17 protein-coding genes are annotated in these 19,757 nt (G+C 46.9%); 1 reads left to right on the top strand and 16 read right to left on the bottom strand.

Annotated elements, in window-relative coordinates; translation table 11 throughout:
- Positions 1 to 340: 340 nt before the first annotated feature.
- The 4 genes from AB6E85_RS20930 to guaB form a co-directional block, all read right to left on the bottom strand.
- A complete protein-coding gene (locus AB6E85_RS20930) occupies positions 341 to 1,891 on the bottom strand; it encodes a Na+/H+ antiporter NhaC family protein (protein WP_372144074.1) in 1,551 nt (516 codons plus the stop codon).
- Positions 1,892 to 2,165: 274 nt separating this feature from the next.
- Positions 2,166 to 3,875: a chitinase gene (locus AB6E85_RS20935; RefSeq protein WP_372144076.1), complete on the bottom strand. Its 1,710-nt coding sequence runs from the start codon at positions 3,873 to 3,875 to the stop codon at positions 2,166 to 2,168.
- Positions 3,876 to 4,200: 325 nt separating this feature from the next.
- Positions 4,201 to 5,754 (bottom strand): glutamine-hydrolyzing GMP synthase, encoded by a 1,554-nt coding sequence (gene guaA / locus AB6E85_RS20940; RefSeq protein ID WP_048608103.1) that lies wholly within the window; start codon positions 5,752 to 5,754, stop codon positions 4,201 to 4,203.
- 365 nt (positions 5,755 to 6,119) lie between these two features.
- Positions 6,120 to 7,583: an IMP dehydrogenase gene (gene guaB / locus AB6E85_RS20945; protein WP_017062496.1), complete on the bottom strand. Its 1,464-nt coding sequence runs from the start codon at positions 7,581 to 7,583 to the stop codon at positions 6,120 to 6,122.
- Positions 7,584 to 7,852: 269 nt separating this feature from the next.
- Here guaB and xseA point away from each other — a divergent pair, with 269 nt between their 5' ends.
- A complete protein-coding gene (xseA, locus tag AB6E85_RS20950) occupies positions 7,853 to 9,199 on the top strand; it encodes an exodeoxyribonuclease VII large subunit (RefSeq protein ID WP_372144078.1) in 1,347 nt (448 codons plus the stop codon).
- A 94-nt stretch (positions 9,200 to 9,293) separates the two neighbouring features.
- On the opposite strand, the gene ureG is transcribed toward xseA, so the two are convergent.
- From ureG to urtB, 12 genes are all read right to left on the bottom strand, one after another.
- Positions 9,294 to 9,932 (bottom strand): urease accessory protein UreG, encoded by a 639-nt coding sequence (gene ureG, locus AB6E85_RS20955; protein WP_048614361.1) that lies wholly within the window; start codon positions 9,930 to 9,932, stop codon positions 9,294 to 9,296.
- Positions 9,933 to 9,978: 46 nt separating this feature from the next.
- Positions 9,979 to 10,659: an urease accessory protein UreF gene (locus tag AB6E85_RS20960; RefSeq protein ID WP_372144080.1), complete on the bottom strand. Its 681-nt coding sequence runs from the start codon at positions 10,657 to 10,659 to the stop codon at positions 9,979 to 9,981.
- 42 nt (positions 10,660 to 10,701) lie between these two features.
- Positions 10,702 to 11,298, bottom strand: coding sequence for a HupE/UreJ family protein (locus AB6E85_RS20965; RefSeq protein WP_372144082.1), 597 nt, complete (start codon positions 11,296 to 11,298; stop codon positions 10,702 to 10,704).
- A gap of 62 nt (positions 11,299 to 11,360) precedes the next feature.
- The gene (gene ureE, locus AB6E85_RS20970; protein ID WP_048614367.1) at positions 11,361 to 11,813 is read right to left on the bottom strand and encodes an urease accessory protein UreE; all 453 of its coding nucleotides are present in this window, start codon (positions 11,811 to 11,813) and stop codon (positions 11,361 to 11,363) included.
- A 77-nt stretch (positions 11,814 to 11,890) separates the two neighbouring features.
- Entirely contained in the window at positions 11,891 to 13,594 is a 1,704-nt protein-coding gene (gene ureC / locus AB6E85_RS20975) for an urease subunit alpha (RefSeq protein WP_372144084.1), read from the bottom strand.
- Positions 13,595 to 13,633: 39 nt separating this feature from the next.
- On the bottom strand, positions 13,634 to 13,969 hold the full coding sequence (locus AB6E85_RS20980; protein ID WP_017087875.1) for an urease subunit beta: 336 nt from the start codon (positions 13,967 to 13,969) through the stop codon (positions 13,634 to 13,636).
- 11 nt (positions 13,970 to 13,980) lie between these two features.
- Positions 13,981 to 14,283: an urease subunit gamma gene (gene ureA, locus AB6E85_RS20985; protein WP_004735119.1), complete on the bottom strand. Its 303-nt coding sequence runs from the start codon at positions 14,281 to 14,283 to the stop codon at positions 13,981 to 13,983.
- A 132-nt stretch (positions 14,284 to 14,415) separates the two neighbouring features.
- Positions 14,416 to 15,363, bottom strand: coding sequence for an urease accessory protein UreD (locus tag AB6E85_RS20990; protein WP_372144086.1), 948 nt, complete (start codon positions 15,361 to 15,363; stop codon positions 14,416 to 14,418).
- Complete coding sequence (urtE, locus tag AB6E85_RS20995; RefSeq protein ID WP_372144088.1) at positions 15,360 to 16,055, bottom strand: urea ABC transporter ATP-binding subunit UrtE; 696 nt, start codon at positions 16,053 to 16,055, stop codon at positions 15,360 to 15,362. Before urtE ends, AB6E85_RS20990 begins: the two co-directional genes overlap by 4 nt.
- A gap of 1 nt (position 16,056) precedes the next feature.
- The gene (gene urtD, locus AB6E85_RS21000; RefSeq protein WP_052879463.1) at positions 16,057 to 16,899 is read right to left on the bottom strand and encodes an urea ABC transporter ATP-binding protein UrtD; all 843 of its coding nucleotides are present in this window, start codon (positions 16,897 to 16,899) and stop codon (positions 16,057 to 16,059) included.
- Positions 16,896 to 18,068, bottom strand: a complete 1,173-nt coding sequence (gene urtC, locus AB6E85_RS21005; protein WP_052879462.1) for an urea ABC transporter permease subunit UrtC — start codon at positions 18,066 to 18,068, stop codon at positions 16,896 to 16,898. The genes urtD and urtC overlap by 4 nt, the downstream gene beginning before the upstream one ends.
- 10 nt (positions 18,069 to 18,078) lie before the next feature.
- A complete protein-coding gene (gene urtB / locus AB6E85_RS21010; protein WP_372144091.1) occupies positions 18,079 to 19,707 on the bottom strand; it encodes an urea ABC transporter permease subunit UrtB in 1,629 nt (542 codons plus the stop codon).
- Positions 19,708 to 19,757: the final 50 nt, after the last annotated feature.

The raw sequence follows: 19,757 nt of genomic DNA on the forward strand, positions 1-19,757 counted from the left end.
GGGCAACAGAGGACGAGCTCTTCGTTACTCGTTTACTCGTATCCATATCAACTCATTGAATCGTCATTCCAGAATCTAGGGACGAGATATCTGGAATCTGCCCTTAGACATAAATACCAACCGTAAACGCCAGAGATTCCCTATCACGTTCTTCCCTCACTGTAGGGAATGACGAGGTTTGTTTGGGTACAAGTAAACGAGATTCGGGATACGGGATACGAAAAGAGTCTTTAGATTTGAGTAAGCGCCCCCTTAATAGCAAACGTAGGTAACAGAGGGCGAGCTTTTCGTTACTCGTTTACTCGCATCCCGTATCTAGTCTCTCATTTGTAATCTCAAATTACGCTTGTTGTGGTTTAGATTTAGACACTTGAGATTGAACTTCTGAAGAAGCGTTTTTACTCGCGTCGCGCTTGACTAACAACGTCACGATAATCAACTGAGCAACAAGAGCACCCAATACAACCAATGCACTTCCTGTAAAGCCTGCCACTACAAAACTAACCAAAGCGATAGAGCCGTTCATCAATGCATAAGGAAGCTGTGTCTTAAAGTGTTCAAACTGATCACACCCAGCCCCTGTTGAAGAAAGAATCGTGGTTTCAGAAATCGGTGAGCAGTGATCACCAAACAAGCCACCAGATAACACGGCGCCAATTGCGACGAGAAGCGGAGCATCTATCGCAATCGCAGTTGGAATAACCAATGGCATCATTATCGCGAAGGTTCCCCACGATGAGCCCGTTGCGAATGAAATAATGGCAGACAGCAAGAAAGCGACCGCAGGTACTAACCAATATGGAAAGCCGCTCTGTGCTTGCTCGGCAATATAAGCTGCTGCACCCAACTCTTTACCAACGGTGCTTAACGCCCAAGCCAATACTAAGATGATCGCGACTGGCATCATGTTTCCCATGCCTTTTAAATACACTGAAACACCATCAGACAGCTTTCTTACACCGTAGTAAGCCATTAGCGAGATCAAGGTAATCGCGGCAAAGAAATAAGCCGATGATAATGCCGCTCTGAATGATGAACCTGCGACCTTTTGGAATGGGAAGCCTTGTGGAACCAACATGGCACACAACACCACCAACATCACTAGAAGCGGTGCCCAGACAAAAGATGCCTTTGCATTTTTATGCGAGAACGGATTTAGTGATTCGTTATTCACGCCAGAGTTAATTCCCGCTTGGCAATCACGCTCGGCTTTTGCCATTGGTCCAAAGTCTAAACCTTTAACGGACACTAACGGAACGATGAAAATCGCGAGGAATGCGTAGAACTGAAAAGGAATTGCACCAATGAACGCATCCCAGTCAGACATGTTGACATTCAACGCCGTAAACTCTTTTTGGATCAGGCTCATGATGTAAACTCCCCACCCAATGAAAGGGATAAGAATAGCGACAGGCGACGAGGTTGAATCAATGATGAATGCTAGCTTCTGTCTTGAGAGTTTCAGTTTATCGAAAAGAGGACGAAAAACAGGGCCAACAATTAACGGAGTGCCTAAGTCTGAGAAAAATATCACGATTCCACCCAACCATGCTGAGATTTGAGCTTGGCATTTGTTGCTTACCCATTGAGTAACACGTTTTGCAAACGCAACACCACCACCCGACTTCTCCATCAAAGCAACAAAGCCACCGATGAACACCAACAGCATGATCACACCTGCGTTATAGCTGTCGGTAAGTTGAGGGACTAAGTAACCTTTCACCATGGTACCAAACGTATCAAGCGGGTTAAGTTCGCTAAACATGCCAGTCAGCATCGCAACACCACTCAGCACGCCAGCAAAAAGGCCAATCACCACATTCCTTGTCGCCAACGACAACACCAAAGTAATCACAATGGGGATGAGTGACGTGATATCTGTCTGTTCCATAGGTACACCTTAACCCTAAAATAAAAAGAATAAATATAAATTAAAGTTGAATATAAATTCACGATCACCATTTGTACAGAACTTTATCCTCTAACTGGATAATTAGTCTTTAAATGCGCTTCAACATAGCCAAATAGACTAATAGCCCTCCTTAGATAGCCAAGTTCGAAACGAAAAAAAGCCGAAAGTAGAAACTTTCGGCTTTTGATTATTTATATCATTCTGGTCGTATTACTGAACTCGTCGGTTAGACCGCTTTTCAGTATTTAAACGATCAATTGCAGCTAATTTCATCCCAGAACCAATTCGACTGAACAGGGCTTTCCCATACACCCGGGCCGTTTTTAGCCACGAAACACTTGCCGTTATGCGTCACTTTATCACCGTTACTCACTTGGCTAACGCCCGCTTGCCATGTGATAAACACCGATGGGTCAATGACGACAGGCGGCTCGGTAACAGGTGGTTCCACTGGCGTTGGGTCTACCGGATCAGGATCGACAGGTGCAGGGTCAACTGGCGATGGATCTGTCACGGGTGGAGTTGGCTCTCCAGCAACCAATTTCCAAGGGCCGCCATTGGCAGGGTCATCCCCTTGTGTCCACCATTTCGCTTCGTAGGTTGCACCATTGTGAGTAACTTGGTCTCCAGCGTTGTATACCTTGGTCGCACTCCAACCGTTACCACCGGGATCAGTACCAGGGTCTACCGGATCAAGCTTATCGACCACTTTCACTTCAGGCCAGCTCGCATGAGAACCATAAAAGTTAGTCACACACTTCTCGTAATCTCCAGCCACCAGCGCTGAATAAGCCGTTTGGAAACCAACAAGCTCACACTCAAATGAGTAACCTTCTGGGCGGTCAGCGTAGTATTTCCAGTTACCATCCCAGTTGGTGTACAACACATCCGTTGCTCCGTTGAGATTCAAGCTTCCGTAAGGCGTTTGCTGCCAACATGTATTGGCTTCATCGGCTTCTACTGGAATTTCATAGTGCGCTGCTAACCCTTCCCAGTAACGAATACGGTTAACGGGTTGGCCTTTGTCTTTGTTCTGCTCGCCACATTCAATACCACCATTGATCACGTTGATCGTGGTACCAAAGCCATAACCAATACCCGCATCCAATTCGCGTTGAGAGGGCGTCCAAGTACGGTCAATAACATGCAGCATGGCTGGTTTAGGTGCTTGAGGGGTAAGGAAGAACCAGATAGCAGAAGCCAAGTTCAACCATGAATCAGCAACCAAACCTGGGTTATTCAATAGAACCGTCGCATCGCCATCGAACATCACTTCCGAGAACGCGCCGTAATTAAAATGGTAAGAAAGCTGTTTAGCACCACGTCCGAAGTAACCCTGCCCCGCGGCACATGGCCAACGTGCATTCTGCCAATCGTTCTGACCACAACCGGTGGTGTAACCTTCTTGACCTTCAGACCAACCCATTTCACGAACATGCACCAGCGCTTGCTGCCACTCTTCTAGAGCTAATGGGTTATCAGAGGTGTTGTCTATCGCGATGTGACCGCCCGTCTCTTGTGAGAAGTGAGCAAAAGCGGTGATGATGGATTTTTTACAGATGGCGTCGGAGTCACGGCCATCGGTGTACTCTCCACAGAAGGCTGGGAATTTACCAATCGCACGTAAGAAACGAGTGTAGGTGTATTCTGGCGCAGCCATTTGAGTGAGGAAGTCCCATTCAGATTGAGGGAATACACGCTCGACTCGTTTCACGTTTTCAGGATTCGAGGCTAAACCCGGCTCAATCGCTTCAACAATACTATTGGGACGAGTTTGTAATGCTTGTGACCAGATCGCATACATAGGATCGGATGTTTTCGCTTGTTCAGCAGCTTGTAATGCCGACTTTTCAACAAGGTAGCCATCCGGGTTTTGCGGATCAGGTTGAATGTTCAAAGACGCATGACTTTGCGCTGCTAATGTGCAGCCCAGTACTGTCGCCAAATATTTGATTTTTAACATGATGGATTCTCTTATCTGTCCTTAATAAGTCCATCAAAGAGTATGCTTCACATGTTAAATGGCCTAGCTGTAGCTGTGTGAATTTATAAAAAGTGCGAGTGATCTTTTTGATATATGGCTCAACACAACAAAGCGTCTCATGGTTTCTTGAGCTGATATCTAGTTTCCAACTCATTTGGTTTCTAGGTATTGTTCATTTGATTTCGAGGTATTGCTCATAAGCCTTTAATGCAATGAATCAATATAATGAATCGACAAAGAAAAAAGCCCCGAACTGAGTTCGAGGCTTAAGATCTTAATCAAAGCTGGTTAAATCTCTACGAGATTATTCCCACTCGATAGTTGCTGGTGGCTTACCAGAAATATCGTAAACAACACGTGAAATGCCGTTAACTTCGTTGATAATACGGTTAGAAACCTTACCTAGGAAGTCGTATGGTAGGTGTGCCCAGTGAGCAGTCATGAAGTCGATAGTTTCTACTGCACGTAGAGATACAACCCAATCGTACTTACGGCCATCGCCCATTACGCCAACTGAACGTACTGGTAGGAATACCGTGAATGCTTGAGATACTTTGTGGTAAAGGTCAGCAGCGTGAAGCTCTTCAATGAAGATAGCATCTGCGCGACGCAGTAGATCACAGTACTCTTTCTTCACTTCGCCAAGTACACGAACACCTAGACCTGGACCCGGGAACGGGTGGCGGTAAAGCATGTTGTATGGAAGACCAAGCTCTAGACCGATCTTACGTACTTCATCTTTGAATAACTCACGTAGAGGCTCAACAAGGCCCATTTCCATATCATCAGGAAGACCACCAACGTTGTGGTGAGATTTGATTACGTGTGCTTTACCTGTCTTAGATGCTGCAGACTCGATTACATCTGGGTAGATAGTACCCTGAGCAAGCCATTTAGCATTCTTCAGTTTCTTAGACTCTTCATCGAAGATATCTACGAATACGTGACCGATGATCTTACGCTTAGCTTCTGGTTCAGCTTCGCCTTCAAGTGCGTCAAGGAAACGTTGCTCAGCATCTACTTTGATGATGTTTAGGCCAAATTTGTTGCCGAACATCTCCATAACCTGCTCACCTTCGTTTAAACGAAGAAGGCCGTTATCTACAAATACACATGTTAGTTTGTCGCCAATAGCGCGGTGAGCAAGCATCGCAACTACAGATGAATCAACACCACCAGAAAGACCAAGGATAACTTCATCGTCACCTACTTGCTCTTTAATACGTGCAACTGCATCTTCAATGATTGAAGCTGAAGTCCACAGACCTTCACAACCACATGCGTTAAGAACGAAGTTCTCAAGCATTTTTAGGCCGTTCTTAGTGTGTGTTACTTCTGGGTGGAATTGTACGCCGTAGTACTTCTTCTCTTCGTTTGCCATTGCAGCGTATGGGCAAGTGTCTGTTTCAGCGATCTTTGTGAAATCAGCTGGGATCTCAACCACTTTGTCACCGTGGCTCATCCAAACATCTTGAGTAGACTCAAGGTCTGCAAAAAGTGCAGATTCGCCAGTCACTTGTACAGCTGCGTAGCCGAACTCACGCTCAGTAGACGTTGCTACTTTACCGCCAAGTTGCTCAGCCATAGTTTGCATGCCGTAGCAGATACCGAAGACAGGAACACCTGAATCAAATACGTACTGAGGTGCACGTGGAGAGTTCTCCTCCGTTACACTTTCAGGGCCACCAGATAGGATGATGCCGTCTGGATTGAATTCACGAATATCCGCTTCTTCTACGTCCCAGCTCCAAAGTTCACAGTAAACACCGATCTCACGAATACGACGAGCTACTAGCTGTGTGTATTGAGAACCGAAGTCCAGAATTAGAATACGTTGGTCATGAATATTTTTAGTCATTGTAAGCAGTCTTATTGGCTATGTGATAAAACGGAGGCGAGTTTACTCACCTCTGATTAACTCTTCAAGAAATAAAGCAAACGTTTTCGTTAGATATCTTAAATCCCGTGTTTTGAGAAAATCGGACTTTTAACAAAACAGGCGGTAGATATAATACCAATCACAGTAAGTAAGTGTTCAGGAATAGCGCAGGAAAAAAGCTTGAGAACGAGGCAGGATTTTCTGATAAGTAGTTATTCTACAATCAAAAATTCTAACGAAGTTATCGAGGTTTTTAACAAGCTAGGATGACCAGTTATTTACTACGATTGGTATATTAATGTGCCGACTAAATCAGCACATTATTCAAACGTTTGGACGTATTATTAACCTAAACGGTAGTTAGGTGCTTCTTTCGTGATTTGAACATCGTGTACGTGAGATTCTTTCATGCCCGCACCAGAGATACGAACAAACTCAGCTTTAGTACGCATGTCTTCAACAGTTGCAGAACCCGTTAGGCCCATGCTTGAGCGTAGACCGCCCATCTGTTGGTGAACGATCTCTTTTAGACGACCTTTGTATGCGATACGACCTTCAATACCTTCTGGAACAAGCTTGTCTGCAGCATTGTCAGATTGGAAGTAACGGTCAGAAGAACCTTGAGACATAGCGCCAAGAGAACCCATACCACGGTAAGACTTGTAAGAACGACCGTTGTAAAGAATAACTTCACCCGGAGCTTCTTCAGTACCCGCGAACATTGAACCAACCATCACACAAGATGCGCCAGCAACGATAGCTTTACAGATATCGCCAGAGAAGCGGATACCGCCATCTGCGATTACTGGAATACCGTATTCGTTAGCTACTTCAGCTGCGTCTGCGATTGCTGTTACTTGAGGAACACCAACACCAGTAACGATACGAGTTGTACAGATTGAACCCGGGCCGATACCTACTTTAACCGCACTAACACCCGCTTCGATAAGAGCACGAGCGCCAGCGCCAGTTGCTACGTTACCACCGATGATTTGTAGATCAGGGTATGCAGCGCGAGTTTCGCGGATACGGTTAAGTACGCCTTCAGAGTGACCGTGTGAAGAGTCGATAAGTAGAACGTCTACGCCAGCTTCAACCAGAGCAGCAACGCGCTCTTCGTTACCAGCACCAGCACCAACAGCTGCACCTACACGTAGGCTGCCGCGCTCATCTTTACAAGCGTTTGGTTTACGTTCTGCTTTGTGGAAATCTTTTGCAGTGATCATTCCAGTAAGTTGGAAGTCATCATTTACAACAAGAACTTTTTCAACACGCGCTTCGTGCATTTTCTCTTGAACTTCTTCACGAGTTGCACCTTCTTTAACAGAAGCAAGGCGAGCTTTAGGTGTCATTACTACATCAACTTTCTTAGAAAGGTCAGTAACAAAGCGAACGTCACGGCCGGTAATAATACCAACAAGTTCGTTTGTTTCAGTAACAACAGGGAAACCGGCAAAGCCGTGTTTTTGGGTAAGGGCTACAACATCAGCGATTGTCGCGTCAGGGCTTACAGTTACTGGGTGAGAAACCACACCTGCTTCGTAAATTTTAACCTGGCGAACCATTTCAGCTTGCTGTTCAATAGACATGTTCTTGTGAATGAAGCCTATTCCGCCTTCTTGTGCCAGTGCAATCGCTAGGCGAGCTTCTGTCACAGTATCCATCGATGCAGATATCATTGGGATGTTTAGGGAAATATTCTTCGTCAGCTGAGTGCGAAGATCAGCTGTATTAGGGAGAACGGTGGAGTGTGCTGGCACTAGCAGTACGTCGTCGAATGTCAGCGCTTCTTTGGCAATTCTTAGCATTTGCAATATCTCACAATAATAGGAGTAAAAAGAAACAATCCAATCTCATCGTTTCGCCTAATGAGGGCAGCCAATTAAGGAAAATCAAACTGCATTTGGATTAGATATTGCGGACGGATTATACGGCCAACGAAATCGCTTGGCTACACATTTTTGTATTTTTAATTTGCATTTACCCCCTTGCTATGTATTATATTGCCGCTATCTTCCATACTCACGCCCTGTGAGATTCCAAGAAAGACCTTCCTTCAAGGAAAGATAGTGCTTCTATGACTAATCCAAACATCTTTACTGTTTCTCGCCTCAACTCAGAGGTTCGTCTCCTATTAGAAAACGAAATGGGAATAGTCTGGCTCGTTGGTGAAATCTCAAACTTCTCTGCACCTGTATCTGGTCACTGGTACCTCACGCTTAAAGACTCTCGCGCTCAAGTTAAGTGCGCCATGTTTCGTGGCAATAACCGCCGTGTCACCTTTAAGCCCCAGAATGGTAATCAAGTTTTAGTCAAAGCCCGTCTGTCTCTTTATGAGCCACGCGGTGACTATCAACTGATCATTGAAAGCATGCAGCCAGAAGGTGACGGTAAGCTTCAGCAAGAGTTTGAAAAGCTGAAGATGAACCTTGCCGCTGAAGGCCTTTTTGCTCAATCGAGTAAGCAACCGCTTCCTGAACACCCAAAGCGCGTTGGCGTTATCACCTCGAAAACCGGCGCTGCGCTGTTTGATATTCTTGATGTACTGAAAAGACGCGATCCTTCATTGCCTGTTGTGGTTTACCCGACCATGGTTCAAGGCGAAGAGGCGGCAATTCAGATTGCTCAAGCGATAGGACGAGCTAACGAACGCAATGAGTGTGATGTGTTGATCGTGGGTCGTGGCGGCGGTTCATTAGAAGACTTATGGTGCTTTAATAACGAGATCGTTGCTCGCACAATTGCAGCAAGCCAGATCCCGATTATCAGCGCAGTTGGCCACGAAGTTGACGTCACTATCGCTGATTTCGTCGCAGATATGCGTGCTCCAACGCCGTCAGCAGCTGCAGAATTGGTTAGCCGTGACAACAGTCATAAAGAGCAAGCTTATGCCTCTAAACGTGCTCGCTTAGTCAGTGCGATTCGTCATGTGTTAATCAAACAAGCACAATCCACTCAAACGTTGAAATACCGCTTAGAGAAACAACACCCGAGCTACCAACTGCAAAAGCAGAGTCAGCAGCTTGATGACCTAGACATGCGTTTGCGTCGCGGTATGACTCAATACCTAAAGCAGCATGCACAGCGTGTTGAGCGCAAACAGCACCAGCTTCAGCTGAACTCGCCAGTGAAACGCCTTGGTGAACAAAAACTGCATCTACAACGTTCAGAGCAAAAACTATTGGATGCGATGGATAAAACATTACTGACCACTCGCCACCAGCTAGCCATGGCTGCCGAGAAGTTAGAAACAGTGAGCCCGCTGGCAACGCTAAAGCGTGGTTACAGCATTACCCATTCCGCATCGAGCAAGACTGTGTCATCGATTAACGATGTTGAGGTGGGCGAAGTGATCACCACCCAAGTTGAAGACGGTGTGATTGAATCGCAAGTGACAACAAAAGTCGTTAAGAGTGAGCTTTAGGTTCGACTAGAACGTTGAAAATCATTTAAAACCAGAAAGCCCTATCGATAATCGACAGGGCTTTGTTCTATCTAATGGTTTTGAAATTCAAACTCTACTCAGTAGCAGAAGGCTCCTTCATGGTGAGCATCCCTTCCGTCACAATAAAGTTGATGATGAAATCTAAACCTTGGCTCTCTTTTAGGTTAGTGAACACGTATGGCTTGGTTGGTCGCATGCGTTGAGTGTCTTGCTCCATCACTTCAAGTGACGCGCCCACATATGGTGCTAAATCGATCTTGTTGATGACTAGCAGATCAGAACGCGTAATACCCGGCCCGCCTTTACGTGGGATCTTCTCCCCCTCCGCTACATCAATCACGTAGATGGTCAGGTCGGCTAACTCAGGGCTGAACGTGGCACTGAGGTTGTCGCCACCGCTTTCGACGAATACCACATCGAGGTTTTTGTGCAGCTTAGCGAGCTCTTCTACCGCAGCTAAGTTCATCGACGCATCTTCACGGATCGCCGTGTGCGGACAGCCACCCGTTTCAACACCAATGATACGATCCGGTTCTAGCGCTTCTGCTCGCGTGAGTATCTTTGCGTCTTCTTGGGTGTAGATGTCGTTGGTTACCACGGCAATGTTGAGCTTGTCGCGAATCGCCTTACATAGCACCTCTAACAACGCTGTTTTACCAGACCCTACCGGGCCGCCAATACCAATTCGAAGGGGTTGCTTATAACTTTCCATTGTCTACTTCCTTATATTCTTTTTACTACACCGTTCGAGCTGACCGCTACGAACGAAATAGTCGTGTGTATTGTGTTTCGTGCAGTGAACTTGCTAATGCCATTGATGGCGAAAAGCTGCCTACCATCCAATCTTCTATCGCGTGGGCCTTTTCGATCACCTCAGGAAAGGTGTTGGTGATATTAATCAATGCCAACTGCCCGTCGGTTTGCCCTAAAGGCACCAGTTTCACGCCTGCAGTAACGATATTTTCAAGCCAACTCCATAAGTAACCTTGCTTGAGGCTTTCTAAATCAATGCCCCAATACTGGGCTGCCATACACATACCCAACAATTGGTTTGGGTGACTATCAACAGAGTCCACCAGTGAAATATCGATATCTAAGCGCTTCAACAAAGTATTCAATGCCTGCCCACGTTGCTTCTCTTCCGCCCGCAATTCACTGGTTTCACGGCTTGAGTACAGGTAGTTACACCAGTGCTCAATCTCATCGAGTTCACCCTTTTCTAGAGCGTGGTAAAGACGCTCTAAGATGGGCAATTCCAAAGTCGCGACACTGGAACTGACGATGGTATTGAGCCACTGTTCCATACTGTTGCGATCGGTCACCCACCCCGCTTCAACCGCTAACTCTAAGCCTTGCGAGTAAGTGAACCCACCAATTGGCAATGACGGACTGATCAATTGAAACAGACGATAGATGGCGACATTTTCTGTTGTGGTCATAACCGTGCCCTCAGTCTTCTAGAATCAAATAAGTTCGAGAGCTTACGCGCCTAACAGTAATAATGCGCTTGCTGAAGCCACACCAACCGACATCCATTTAGAGTAAACCGCGCGGCCAACCAATGTACCGATAACCATCAGAGCCAAAGCAGTGATGCTCATGCCTGCTGCAAACTGAGTTAGGTTACTTGCCGCTTCAACGCCATGCGCATAACCATGGAAAAACAACATGCCAATCGAAGCTGCTAATACACTGTTCACACGCTTAGTCGATGGTGAAAACACGTGCCATAAACATAAGCTAACAACGAATAGAGAAGCGATGATTGCAGGTTCAACAATCACAGAGAAGCCCAAGGCTTGGCCTGCGATGAGTCCTACCACCAAAGACGCCAACCCACCGCCAATCAGAGCGGCTTTTGTCTTGGTGGAAAATGAAAGTGCGCCAATTAATAGGCCAAAAGCGATCAGCATGATCAAGTGATCCATACCTGTCACAGGGTGAGTTAAGCCAGACATAAATGAGTGAGACTCATGAACTGAGTGCGCTCCATGTCCTGGGTGAGCGAAAGCCAATGTTGATGTTGTTAGAGAAGCTATTGTGAAAGTGCATAAGCCAGCAGCTGTTTTAAAGTTCATCGCGAGTTCCTTGCGTTTATCGTTATTAATATTTGTTGTTATATAAATCGTTTAGTGAGTCATTAATGATGGTGATGATGCCCACCAGAGCGACCGCCATAAGCGCCACCTTCTGGTTCAAACGGTTGTTTCTCGGTGGTCACTTTCGCGCCTAAGCCTTCAACCATTTCATCCAAAACATGGTCGTGTTGGTAACGAACCCAACCCGCTTCCACTTGCAGCGGAACATGACGGTTGCCAAGGTGATACGCCACTCGCGTTAGCAAGTGTGGGTCTTCACAATAAACAGTCGAAACGGTTTCCGGTGCCGCTTTCACTTCTACGACTAAACCGCATTCACTTGAGAGTTGTTCGCCACCACGCAAGATATGACCTCGTGGTAGAAAGAGGCCGGCATTGCGCCCGTCATCTAGCATCACCTTAAGGCGGCTTTTGATGCGGCTATCGATCGGCAGGCTTAAGTAGCCGTCCGGTGCATTTTGTATTTGAGTATTCAGTTGAGTCAGTTCAATCATGCTATTACCTCAATCTCCTTGTGAGATTTATAACGTTCAAAATAGGGTCACTAAAATAAGATTCTTTAGTCAAAGGCTTAGAATAGAAAGTACCGCTGTGCCATTGGCAGCTCTTCAGCAGGCTCACACGTCAGTAATTCACCATCGGCGCGCACTTGGTACGTCTGAGAGTCGACCTCAATCTTCGGCATCCAATCATTGAGTTTCATGTCGGCTTTGCTGATATTTCGGCAGTTGCTGACAACACCAATCAAGCTCTGCAGACCCAACTGTTTGTCGATGTTCTGCGCCTTAGCTTCCTTGGAAACAAACAACATTGATGTGTTCTGACACGCCTTGCCGTAGCTACCAAACATAGAGCGATAGTGAACTGGCTGAGGTGTTGGGATTGAAGCATTTGGGTCACCCATCGGTGCCATGGCGATCATGCCGCCTTTCAAAATCACGCTTGGTTTCACGCCAAAGAAGGCTGGCTTCCATAGAACTAGGTCAGCTAATTTCCCGGCTTCGATCGAACCGATTTCATGAGATATACCATGAGTGATCGCAGGGTTGATGGTGTACTTAGCGACATAACGTCTTAAACGGAAGTTATCGCTGTAGTCTGAATCTTCTTTTAGGCTACCACGCTGCACTTTCATCTTATGCGCGGTTTGCCAAGTACGTGTTACTACCTCGCCTACACGCCCCATAGCTTGAGAATCCGAGGCGATCATCGAGAACGCGCCCAAGTCATGAAGAATGTCTTCTGCGGCAATGGTTTCACGGCGGATACGAGATTCAGCAAACGCGACATCTTCGGCAATCGATGGTGAAAGGTGATGACACACCATCAACATGTCTAAATGCTCATCGACCGTATTGACCGTGTAAGGTCGTGTTGGGTTAGTCGATGAAGGCAGAACGTTAGGTTCGCCTGCCGCACGGATAATGTCGGGAGCATGACCACCGCCCGCACCTTCAGTGTGGTAGGTATGAATCACGCGGTCGCCAATTGCGCCAAGTGTCGATTCAACGAAGCCAGACTCATTCAAGGTATCGGTATGAATCGCGACTTGTACGTCCATTTCGTCAGCAACACTTAAACAAGCATCGATGGAAGCGGGGGTTGTTCCCCAATCTTCGTGCAACTTCAAACCCACTGCGCCTGCAGCGACTTGCTCACGCAATGCTTCAGGCTGACTTGCATTGCCTTTGCCTAACAAACCAAAGTTCATCGGGAATTGATCGAGTGACTCCAGCATGCGGTGCATGTTCCAAGGCCCCGGCGTACATGTGGTCGCGTTGGTGCCCGTATTTGGCCCCGTGCCACCACCGATCATGGTTGTCACACCTGATGCCAGTGCTTCTTCAATCTGTTGTGGGCAAATAAAGTGGATGTGTGAATCAATGCCACCAGCAGTCAGAATTGAACCTTCACCGGCTAAAATCTCCGTGCCCGGGCCAATCACAATATCAACGCCCGGTTGAACATCTGGGTTGCCCGCTTTACCCAATGCCTGAACTCGACCATCTTTGATGGCGACATCGGCTTTTACGATGCCCCAGTAATCCAACACAATCGCATTAGTGATCACCAAATCTGGAGTTTCGGCACTTGGACGTTGGCTTTGCCCTTGTCCATCACGAATCACTTTACCGCCGCCAAACTTCACTTCGTCGCCGTATACGGTGTAATCCTTTTCAACTTCTAGCCATAAATCAGTGTCAGCAAGACGCACTCGGTCACCGACTGTTGGCCCAAACATTTCGGCATAAGCCTGTCTGGATATCGTCGCCATGTTCAATCCTTTGTTATTTTCATTATTCCGTGGGAGCGCTTAGAGCTTGCCCATCACCTTTCCTTGGAAGCCATAGATCTCTAACTTACCGGCGTAACGCACTAATTCGACGCTGCGCGACTGACCCGGCTCAAAGCGGGTTGCAGTACCAGCAGGAATATTGAGTCGAAAGCCTTTAGTAGCTTCTCGGTTAAAGATCAGTGATGGGTTTGCTTCATAGAAGTGGTAATGAGAGCCAATTTGAACAGGACGATCGCCAATGTTTTGAACCTTAACGGACGTTGTGTCACGGCCTTCATTGAGAGTGATGTCACCCGGTGCGGTTTCTACTTTTCCGGGAACGAATCCTGAGTATTGTTTTGTGGAACCAGCCATATTACTTCTCCCTACACGATAGGTTCATGAACGGTCACCAGCTTGGTGCCATCAGGAAAAGTGGCTTCGACTTGTACATCAGGGATCATGGAAGGGATCCCCTCCATAACGTCATCGACAGTAAGAAGTGTGCGTCCAAAATCCATTAATTCTGAAACGGTTTTACCCTCACGGGCACCTTCAAGAATGGCACTGCTGATCAGCGCAATAGATTCTGGGTAGTTGAGTTTTAAGCCTTTTTGTTTGCGCTGCTGTGCCAGCATTCCTGCGCAGAAGATAAGTAGCTTATCTTTTTCTCTTGGTGTTAATTCCATTTAGCCGCCCGCTGTTAGTGTTGTTTTCTTATTGCTCAAAACGCATGAGCAGTAAGTGGGATTCAATCACAGCAAGCTTGAAAAAATGTACCGAGGGCCGGAAGGCGCCCCCGGTACAAATAGGGCTAATCGCTAAGTCGCCCAAATCCTTGGTAAATCAGGAGTCGTACCACATAAATGAGAGCGAGTTGCTTGCCATATCTGACCAAAGGCCTGGAGGATGTCTTCACTCCAATTACCCAAGGCTCGCACCACAATCAATCCTTCTATCTGAGTCGCACCCAATATTAATGTGGGTTCACTCGACGGTTTTGATGTAACTGATTGCTGTGAAGCTTGCTGTGTAATAGATAAGAGCAAGCTCTGTACCAACTCTAAATCTTGCTTCTCATTTGAGGTGATATAAAAGGTTCCCATCATTGAATAATCAAGTAACCCCATATTTATCATTAACTTATCGCCACCATGAAAATTAAAACCTTCAGTCAGAAGCCTTTGATTATCAAGATAGATTTCTGTTTTCCCAACGAGGTGACCATGCTCGAATCCCTCATTCTGTGCAGGGCGTCCAAAACAGTGCATCTCCCAACCCCAAAATTGTGCACCCTTTTCTAGGCGAATTTCAGTGTCTAAACGAACGTGTGCATTCGGGAAAAAGATGTTCTCTTGCGGCATCCATTCCAAGCGAGCATCTTTCTTCACTCGTAAGGTCTGCTTCTGCTTGGCGTACTTGTTGTTTGAGCGATAAAACTTGGTCGCACCGGGTGTAGTGATCAACGCATGCGCACCGCTTTCGATGGTCGCTTCAATATTAAGTGTGTCACCACCTACCACTCCGCCGGGGGGATGAAGTAAGTAGGTGTGACACGTTTCCCCATCAGGATACAAGGGACGCTGCACCGCAAGCGGACCAGACTGCTGACGATTCTTTAATACGGTTTTATCACCGCGGTCGACAAAAGTGAGGTTTAAGCTCGCTTGCCAACCGTCTCGGATATCTTGTTCGATGGTCTCATTCAGAGACAACACTCCCGCTAAAGAAGTATTTATAGCTTCACTCGAAGAATATAGAGAGCTCATACGGTTAGGTACTCCTTAATCAAAGACTCATTGAGCCCTTTCATTTCACCTTCTGCTACCTGACGACCACGGTCGAGAATGCAAAATCGGTCACCGACCTTTCTCGCAAATGGCAGCTTCTGTTCAACAAGCAGGACTGTGAGTCCCATCTTCTCGTTGAGCATACGAATGATGTCACCAATCTCTTGCACGATATTGGGCTGAATACCTTCTGTCGGTTCATCCAAGATCAACAGTTTTGGATTAACCACCAGCGCACGCCCAATCGCGAGTTGCTGCTGCTGACCACCAGATAAATCACCACCGCGACGATGCAGCATCTCTTTTAACACTGGGAATATATCGAAGATGAACTCTGGGATCTTACGGTCGCCCTTTTCTCGAACTGGCAAACCTACTTCTAGGTTTTCTTGAACCGTGAGCATAGGAAAGATCTGACGACCTTGCGGCACATAACCGATGCCTTGGCGAGCACGATCTTCAGCATCGGTTTTCAAAAGCGACTCGCCCGATAACGAAATGTCACCGCTCTCGACCTTAACTAGCCCCATGATGCATTGCAGCAACGTCGTTTTACCGACACCGTTTCGTCCCATTAACACTGTGCACTTGCCTTCAGGGATCTGCATATCCAAATCCCACAGCGTGTGGCTCTCACCGTAATATTGATTAACTGATTTAACCTCTAACATCCTATTCTCCGAGATAAACTTGTTTAACTTCAGGGTGAGCCTGCACTTGATCCATAGTGCCTTCAGCCAACACATGACCTTGATGAAGCACGGTGACATGGCTTGCGATAGAACGAACGAAATCCATATCGTGTTCAACCACGACCACTGAGTGCTTGCCTGCCAGAGAATTGAGTAACTCAGAGGTACGGTCCATCTCTTGGTGAGTCATGCCTGCAACGGGTTCATCCACCAGCAATAGCCTAGGGTTTTGCATCAATAACATGCCTATCTCTAACCACTGTTTCTGACCGTGAGACAGGTTACCTGCCAAATTCGCCGCTTCGTCTTTTAAATGAATCAACTCAAGCACAGAGGTCAGTTTGTCTTTCTGTTCACCAGACATCACAGCAGTGAAAGTTGCCCACACTGAACGGTCACCGGCCATGGCTAATTCAAGGTTCTGCCACACAGTTAAACACTCAATCACGGTCGGTTTTTGGAATTTACGCCCAACGCCTGCATTGGCAATTTCAGCTTCATTCTTCTTCAATAAGTTGATGTTCGAACCCAACCACACCTCGCCAGTGTCCGGCTTAGTTTTCCCTGTGATGATGTCCATCATGGTGGTTTTACCTGCGCCATTAGGACCGATAATGCAGCGTAGCTCTCCCTCTTTGATGTAGAGGTTGAGGTCGTTTATCGCTTGGAAACCATCAAAGCTTTTGTTGACGCCTTCGACATACAACAGCACGTTATGTCGAGTATCGATGGCAGGATGAATATCGGGTTTGAGGTAATCAAAGACTTCGTCTCGACGAGTGAACGCCTGAACCGATTCCTTTACGCTATTAAATGTGGTCATGCGATCACCTCCTTGGCCTTATGCTGATCATCCTTATCTTTATCTTGGTTTTTCCCATTTGATGCCTTGCGCAGCTGCTGCCACCTTTCACTAACAAAGCCAATCACACCTTGTGGGAAGTACATGGTTGAGAGTACGAATAGTCCACCCAGAGCAAACAGCCACACCTCCGGGAATTCAACCGTAAACCAGCTCTTGGCGTAGTTGATGATCAATGCCCCGACAATGGCGCCAAACAGAGTGGCACGACCGCCTAAGGCAACCCAAACCACAATCTCAATCGAGTTAAGAGGAGCAAATTCTCCCGGATTAATGATGCCAACTTGAGGAACATATAAAGCCCCAGCAATACCCGCGATAACCGCTGAAAGCACGAAGACCCACAGCTTGATGCCATCGACGTCATAGCCCATAAAGCGAGTGCGTGATTCCGTATCACGAATCGCTAATGCCACACGACCTAATCGACTGGTCACCACCATGCGACACGCGATGTAGCTGAGGATTAGCGCAATACCAGTCGCAACAAACAGACCAATCTTGACCGCATCACTCTGTAAACTCAGACCGATGATGTCTTTGAAATCCGTCAGTCCGTTGTTGCCACCAAAGCCCATTTCGTTGCGGAAAAATGCCAGCATCAATGCGTAAGTTAACGCCTGAGTCATGATAGAAAGATACACCCCGGACACACGAGAGCGGAAAGCTAAATAACCGAACAAGTAAGCCAATGCGCCCGGCACCAACACCACCATCAGACAAGCAAACCAGAACTGATCAAAACCTTGCCAAAACCACGGCAACGCCGACCAATCAAGGAACACCATAAAGTCAGGCAAGATTGGATCACCATAAACCCCACGGTCACCAATCTGACGCATTAAGTACATGCCCATAGCATAACCGCCAAGCGCAAAGAAAGCGCCGTGGCCGAGGCTCAGTATTCCAAGGTAGCCCCACACAAGATCGAGTGCCAACGCCAACATTGCGTAGCTCAGATATTTGCCCATTAGTGAGATAGTAAAAGTCTCTACATGGAGCGGGTGTCCACTTGGTAACATGGTGTTAGCCAGTGGGATAAGAATGACGGCCGCAAGAATGGCAAGGATGGTCAGTTGGCCACCTTTGTCACCACGCATTGCCGAAAGTACAAATGATTTTGACTGCATGATGTTGTCCTTAACCTTCAGCCGCACGACCACGTTGCGGGAAGAGTCCGCGTGGGCGTTTTTGAATAAATAGAATGATGAAAACCAGTACCAGAATCTTGGCGAGAACCGCACCAGCCCATGGTTCTAAAATCTTGTTGAACAGACCAAGGCTTAAGCCTGCCACTAGCGTGCCCCATAGGTTGCCAACACCGCCGAATACCACCACCATGAATGAGTCGATGATGTACGCCTGTCCCATATTAGGGCCAACGTTGGTCAGTTGAGACAGTGCCACGCCTGCAACACCCGCAACGCCAGAGCCTAAACCGAAGGTCATCGCATCAACTCGCTCTGAACGAATACCCATCGCACGAGCCATGCCACGGTTTTGAGAAACCGCACGAACCTGCAAACCTAGTGGTGTCTTTTTCAGAACCATTAATAAGCCCATAAACACCAAACCACAGAAGAGAATGATGTAAAGGCGGTTGTAGGTCAGGGACAACATTGGGTTCAATTGAAGTGCTCCAGACATCCATTCAGGCGTGCTCACTGAGCGGTTCAAAGGAGAGAAAATAGAACGAACAGCCTGCTGCAAAATTAAGCTAATACCAAAGGTCGCGAGTAAGGTTTCCAATGGGCGACCATAAAGATGACGAATCACACTTCGCTCAATCGCAATGCCCACTAAGCCAGAAACAATGAATGCCGCTGGAATGGAAAGTATCAGCGCTAGGCCAATATGATTCGGCATCAACAACTGCAATACGTAGGTGGTATAAGCGCCAATCATGATCAGCTCGCCATGAGCCATGTTGATAACGCCCATCACACCAAAGGTAATCGCTAAGCCAATGCCTGCCAGTACCAATACCGAGCCTAAGCTCAAACCGAAGAATACTGTTTCTACACCCGAATAGAGTGCTTGGCTTTGTTGATAGCTATCCATCGCACGTTCTGCTGCAGCGGTAATGCTTGGATCTTGCTCACTGTTCAGTAGTTGATTAAGTGTTTTCAGAACGACCGAGTGTTTGAAGTCACCAACTCGCTCAATCGAAGTGACTCGATCTTCAATGGTTGCGCTTCTATCAAGGGAGCTATAAATAGACAATGAGAGGTCCATCAGCTCTGCCACTTTGCCCTCTGATTCGTTGGCTCTGAGTTCAGCTATGCGTTCAATGATGTCAGCGTCTTTGGTCCCTAACAGATCCAAAACAGCTTTATAACGCACATCAGGGTTACTGCTGTTCAGTCCAATAGAAGCAATTTCCCCGCGCAAGATCCCGCGAAGTTTGTTATTCACGCGAACCTTTTTAAACTGTCTCGCATTCTCGATATTCAGCGTTGAATCATCCCATACTGACTGAGCTGACGTCGCTGTTTTGATGCTTTGAATGAGGTAGAGTTGTTTATACTGCTCGCTCTGTTTATCACCAAAATAGTAAAGGTTTCCGTTTAACCAACCATCCAGAATAGGTTTCGACACATCATCCGTTTGCGTCTCAATCACCCAATCAATAGCTAATTCTTTATCCGATGTTTTCTTACCAACTAGCGCCTTGGTAAAGCTAGCTTCATCCGTTATTCCCGCAAAAGCCAACTGAGCACTGACTGCCATGAGCAACAGCGCCTTAAATACGTTCAATACGTTTTTCATCCCTGCTTCCTTAATCCATCGAGCTAGATATTGTTATTTTTGCTTGATGG

This window comes from Vibrio sp. 10N.247.311.51, from assembly GCF_041467855.1.
GTDB classification, from domain to species: Bacteria; Pseudomonadota; Gammaproteobacteria; order Enterobacterales; family Vibrionaceae; genus Vibrio; species Vibrio coralliirubri.

Excerpts from the sequence above, each read along its gene's own strand:
- AB6E85_RS20930 (WP_372144074.1), bottom strand. The coding sequence starts at position 1,891 with ATGGAACAGACAGATATCACGTCACTCATCCCCATTGTGATTACTTTG.
- AB6E85_RS20935 (WP_372144076.1), bottom strand. The coding sequence starts at position 3,875 with ATGTTAAAAATCAAATATTTGGCGACAGTACTGGGCTGCACATTAGCA.
- guaA (WP_048608103.1), bottom strand. The coding sequence starts at position 5,754 with ATGACTAAAAATATTCATGACCAACGTATTCTAATTCTGGACTTCGGT.
- guaB (WP_017062496.1), bottom strand. The coding sequence starts at position 7,583 with ATGCTAAGAATTGCCAAAGAAGCGCTGACATTCGACGACGTACTGCTA.
- xseA (WP_372144078.1), top strand. The coding sequence starts at position 7,853 with ATGACTAATCCAAACATCTTTACTGTTTCTCGCCTCAACTCAGAGGTT.
- ureG (WP_048614361.1), bottom strand. The coding sequence starts at position 9,932 with ATGGAAAGTTATAAGCAACCCCTTCGAATTGGTATTGGCGGCCCGGTA.
- AB6E85_RS20960 (WP_372144080.1), bottom strand. The coding sequence starts at position 10,659 with ATGACCACAACAGAAAATGTCGCCATCTATCGTCTGTTTCAATTGATC.
- AB6E85_RS20965 (WP_372144082.1), bottom strand. The coding sequence starts at position 11,298 with ATGAACTTTAAAACAGCTGCTGGCTTATGCACTTTCACAATAGCTTCT.
- ureE (WP_048614367.1), bottom strand. The coding sequence starts at position 11,813 with ATGATTGAACTGACTCAACTGAATACTCAAATACAAAATGCACCGGAC.
- ureC (WP_372144084.1), bottom strand. The coding sequence starts at position 13,594 with ATGGCGACGATATCCAGACAGGCTTATGCCGAAATGTTTGGGCCAACA.
- AB6E85_RS20980 (WP_017087875.1), bottom strand. The coding sequence starts at position 13,969 with ATGGCTGGTTCCACAAAACAATACTCAGGATTCGTTCCCGGAAAAGTA.
- ureA (WP_004735119.1), bottom strand. The coding sequence starts at position 14,283 with ATGGAATTAACACCAAGAGAAAAAGATAAGCTACTTATCTTCTGCGCA.
- AB6E85_RS20990 (WP_372144086.1), bottom strand. The coding sequence starts at position 15,363 with ATGAGCTCTCTATATTCTTCGAGTGAAGCTATAAATACTTCTTTAGCG.
- urtE (WP_372144088.1), bottom strand. The coding sequence starts at position 16,055 with ATGTTAGAGGTTAAATCAGTTAATCAATATTACGGTGAGAGCCACACG.
- urtD (WP_052879463.1), bottom strand. The coding sequence starts at position 16,899 with ATGACCACATTTAATAGCGTAAAGGAATCGGTTCAGGCGTTCACTCGT.
- urtC (WP_052879462.1), bottom strand. The coding sequence starts at position 18,068 with ATGCAGTCAAAATCATTTGTACTTTCGGCAATGCGTGGTGACAAAGGT.
- urtB (WP_372144091.1), bottom strand. The coding sequence starts at position 19,707 with ATGAAAAACGTATTGAACGTATTTAAGGCGCTGTTGCTCATGGCAGTC.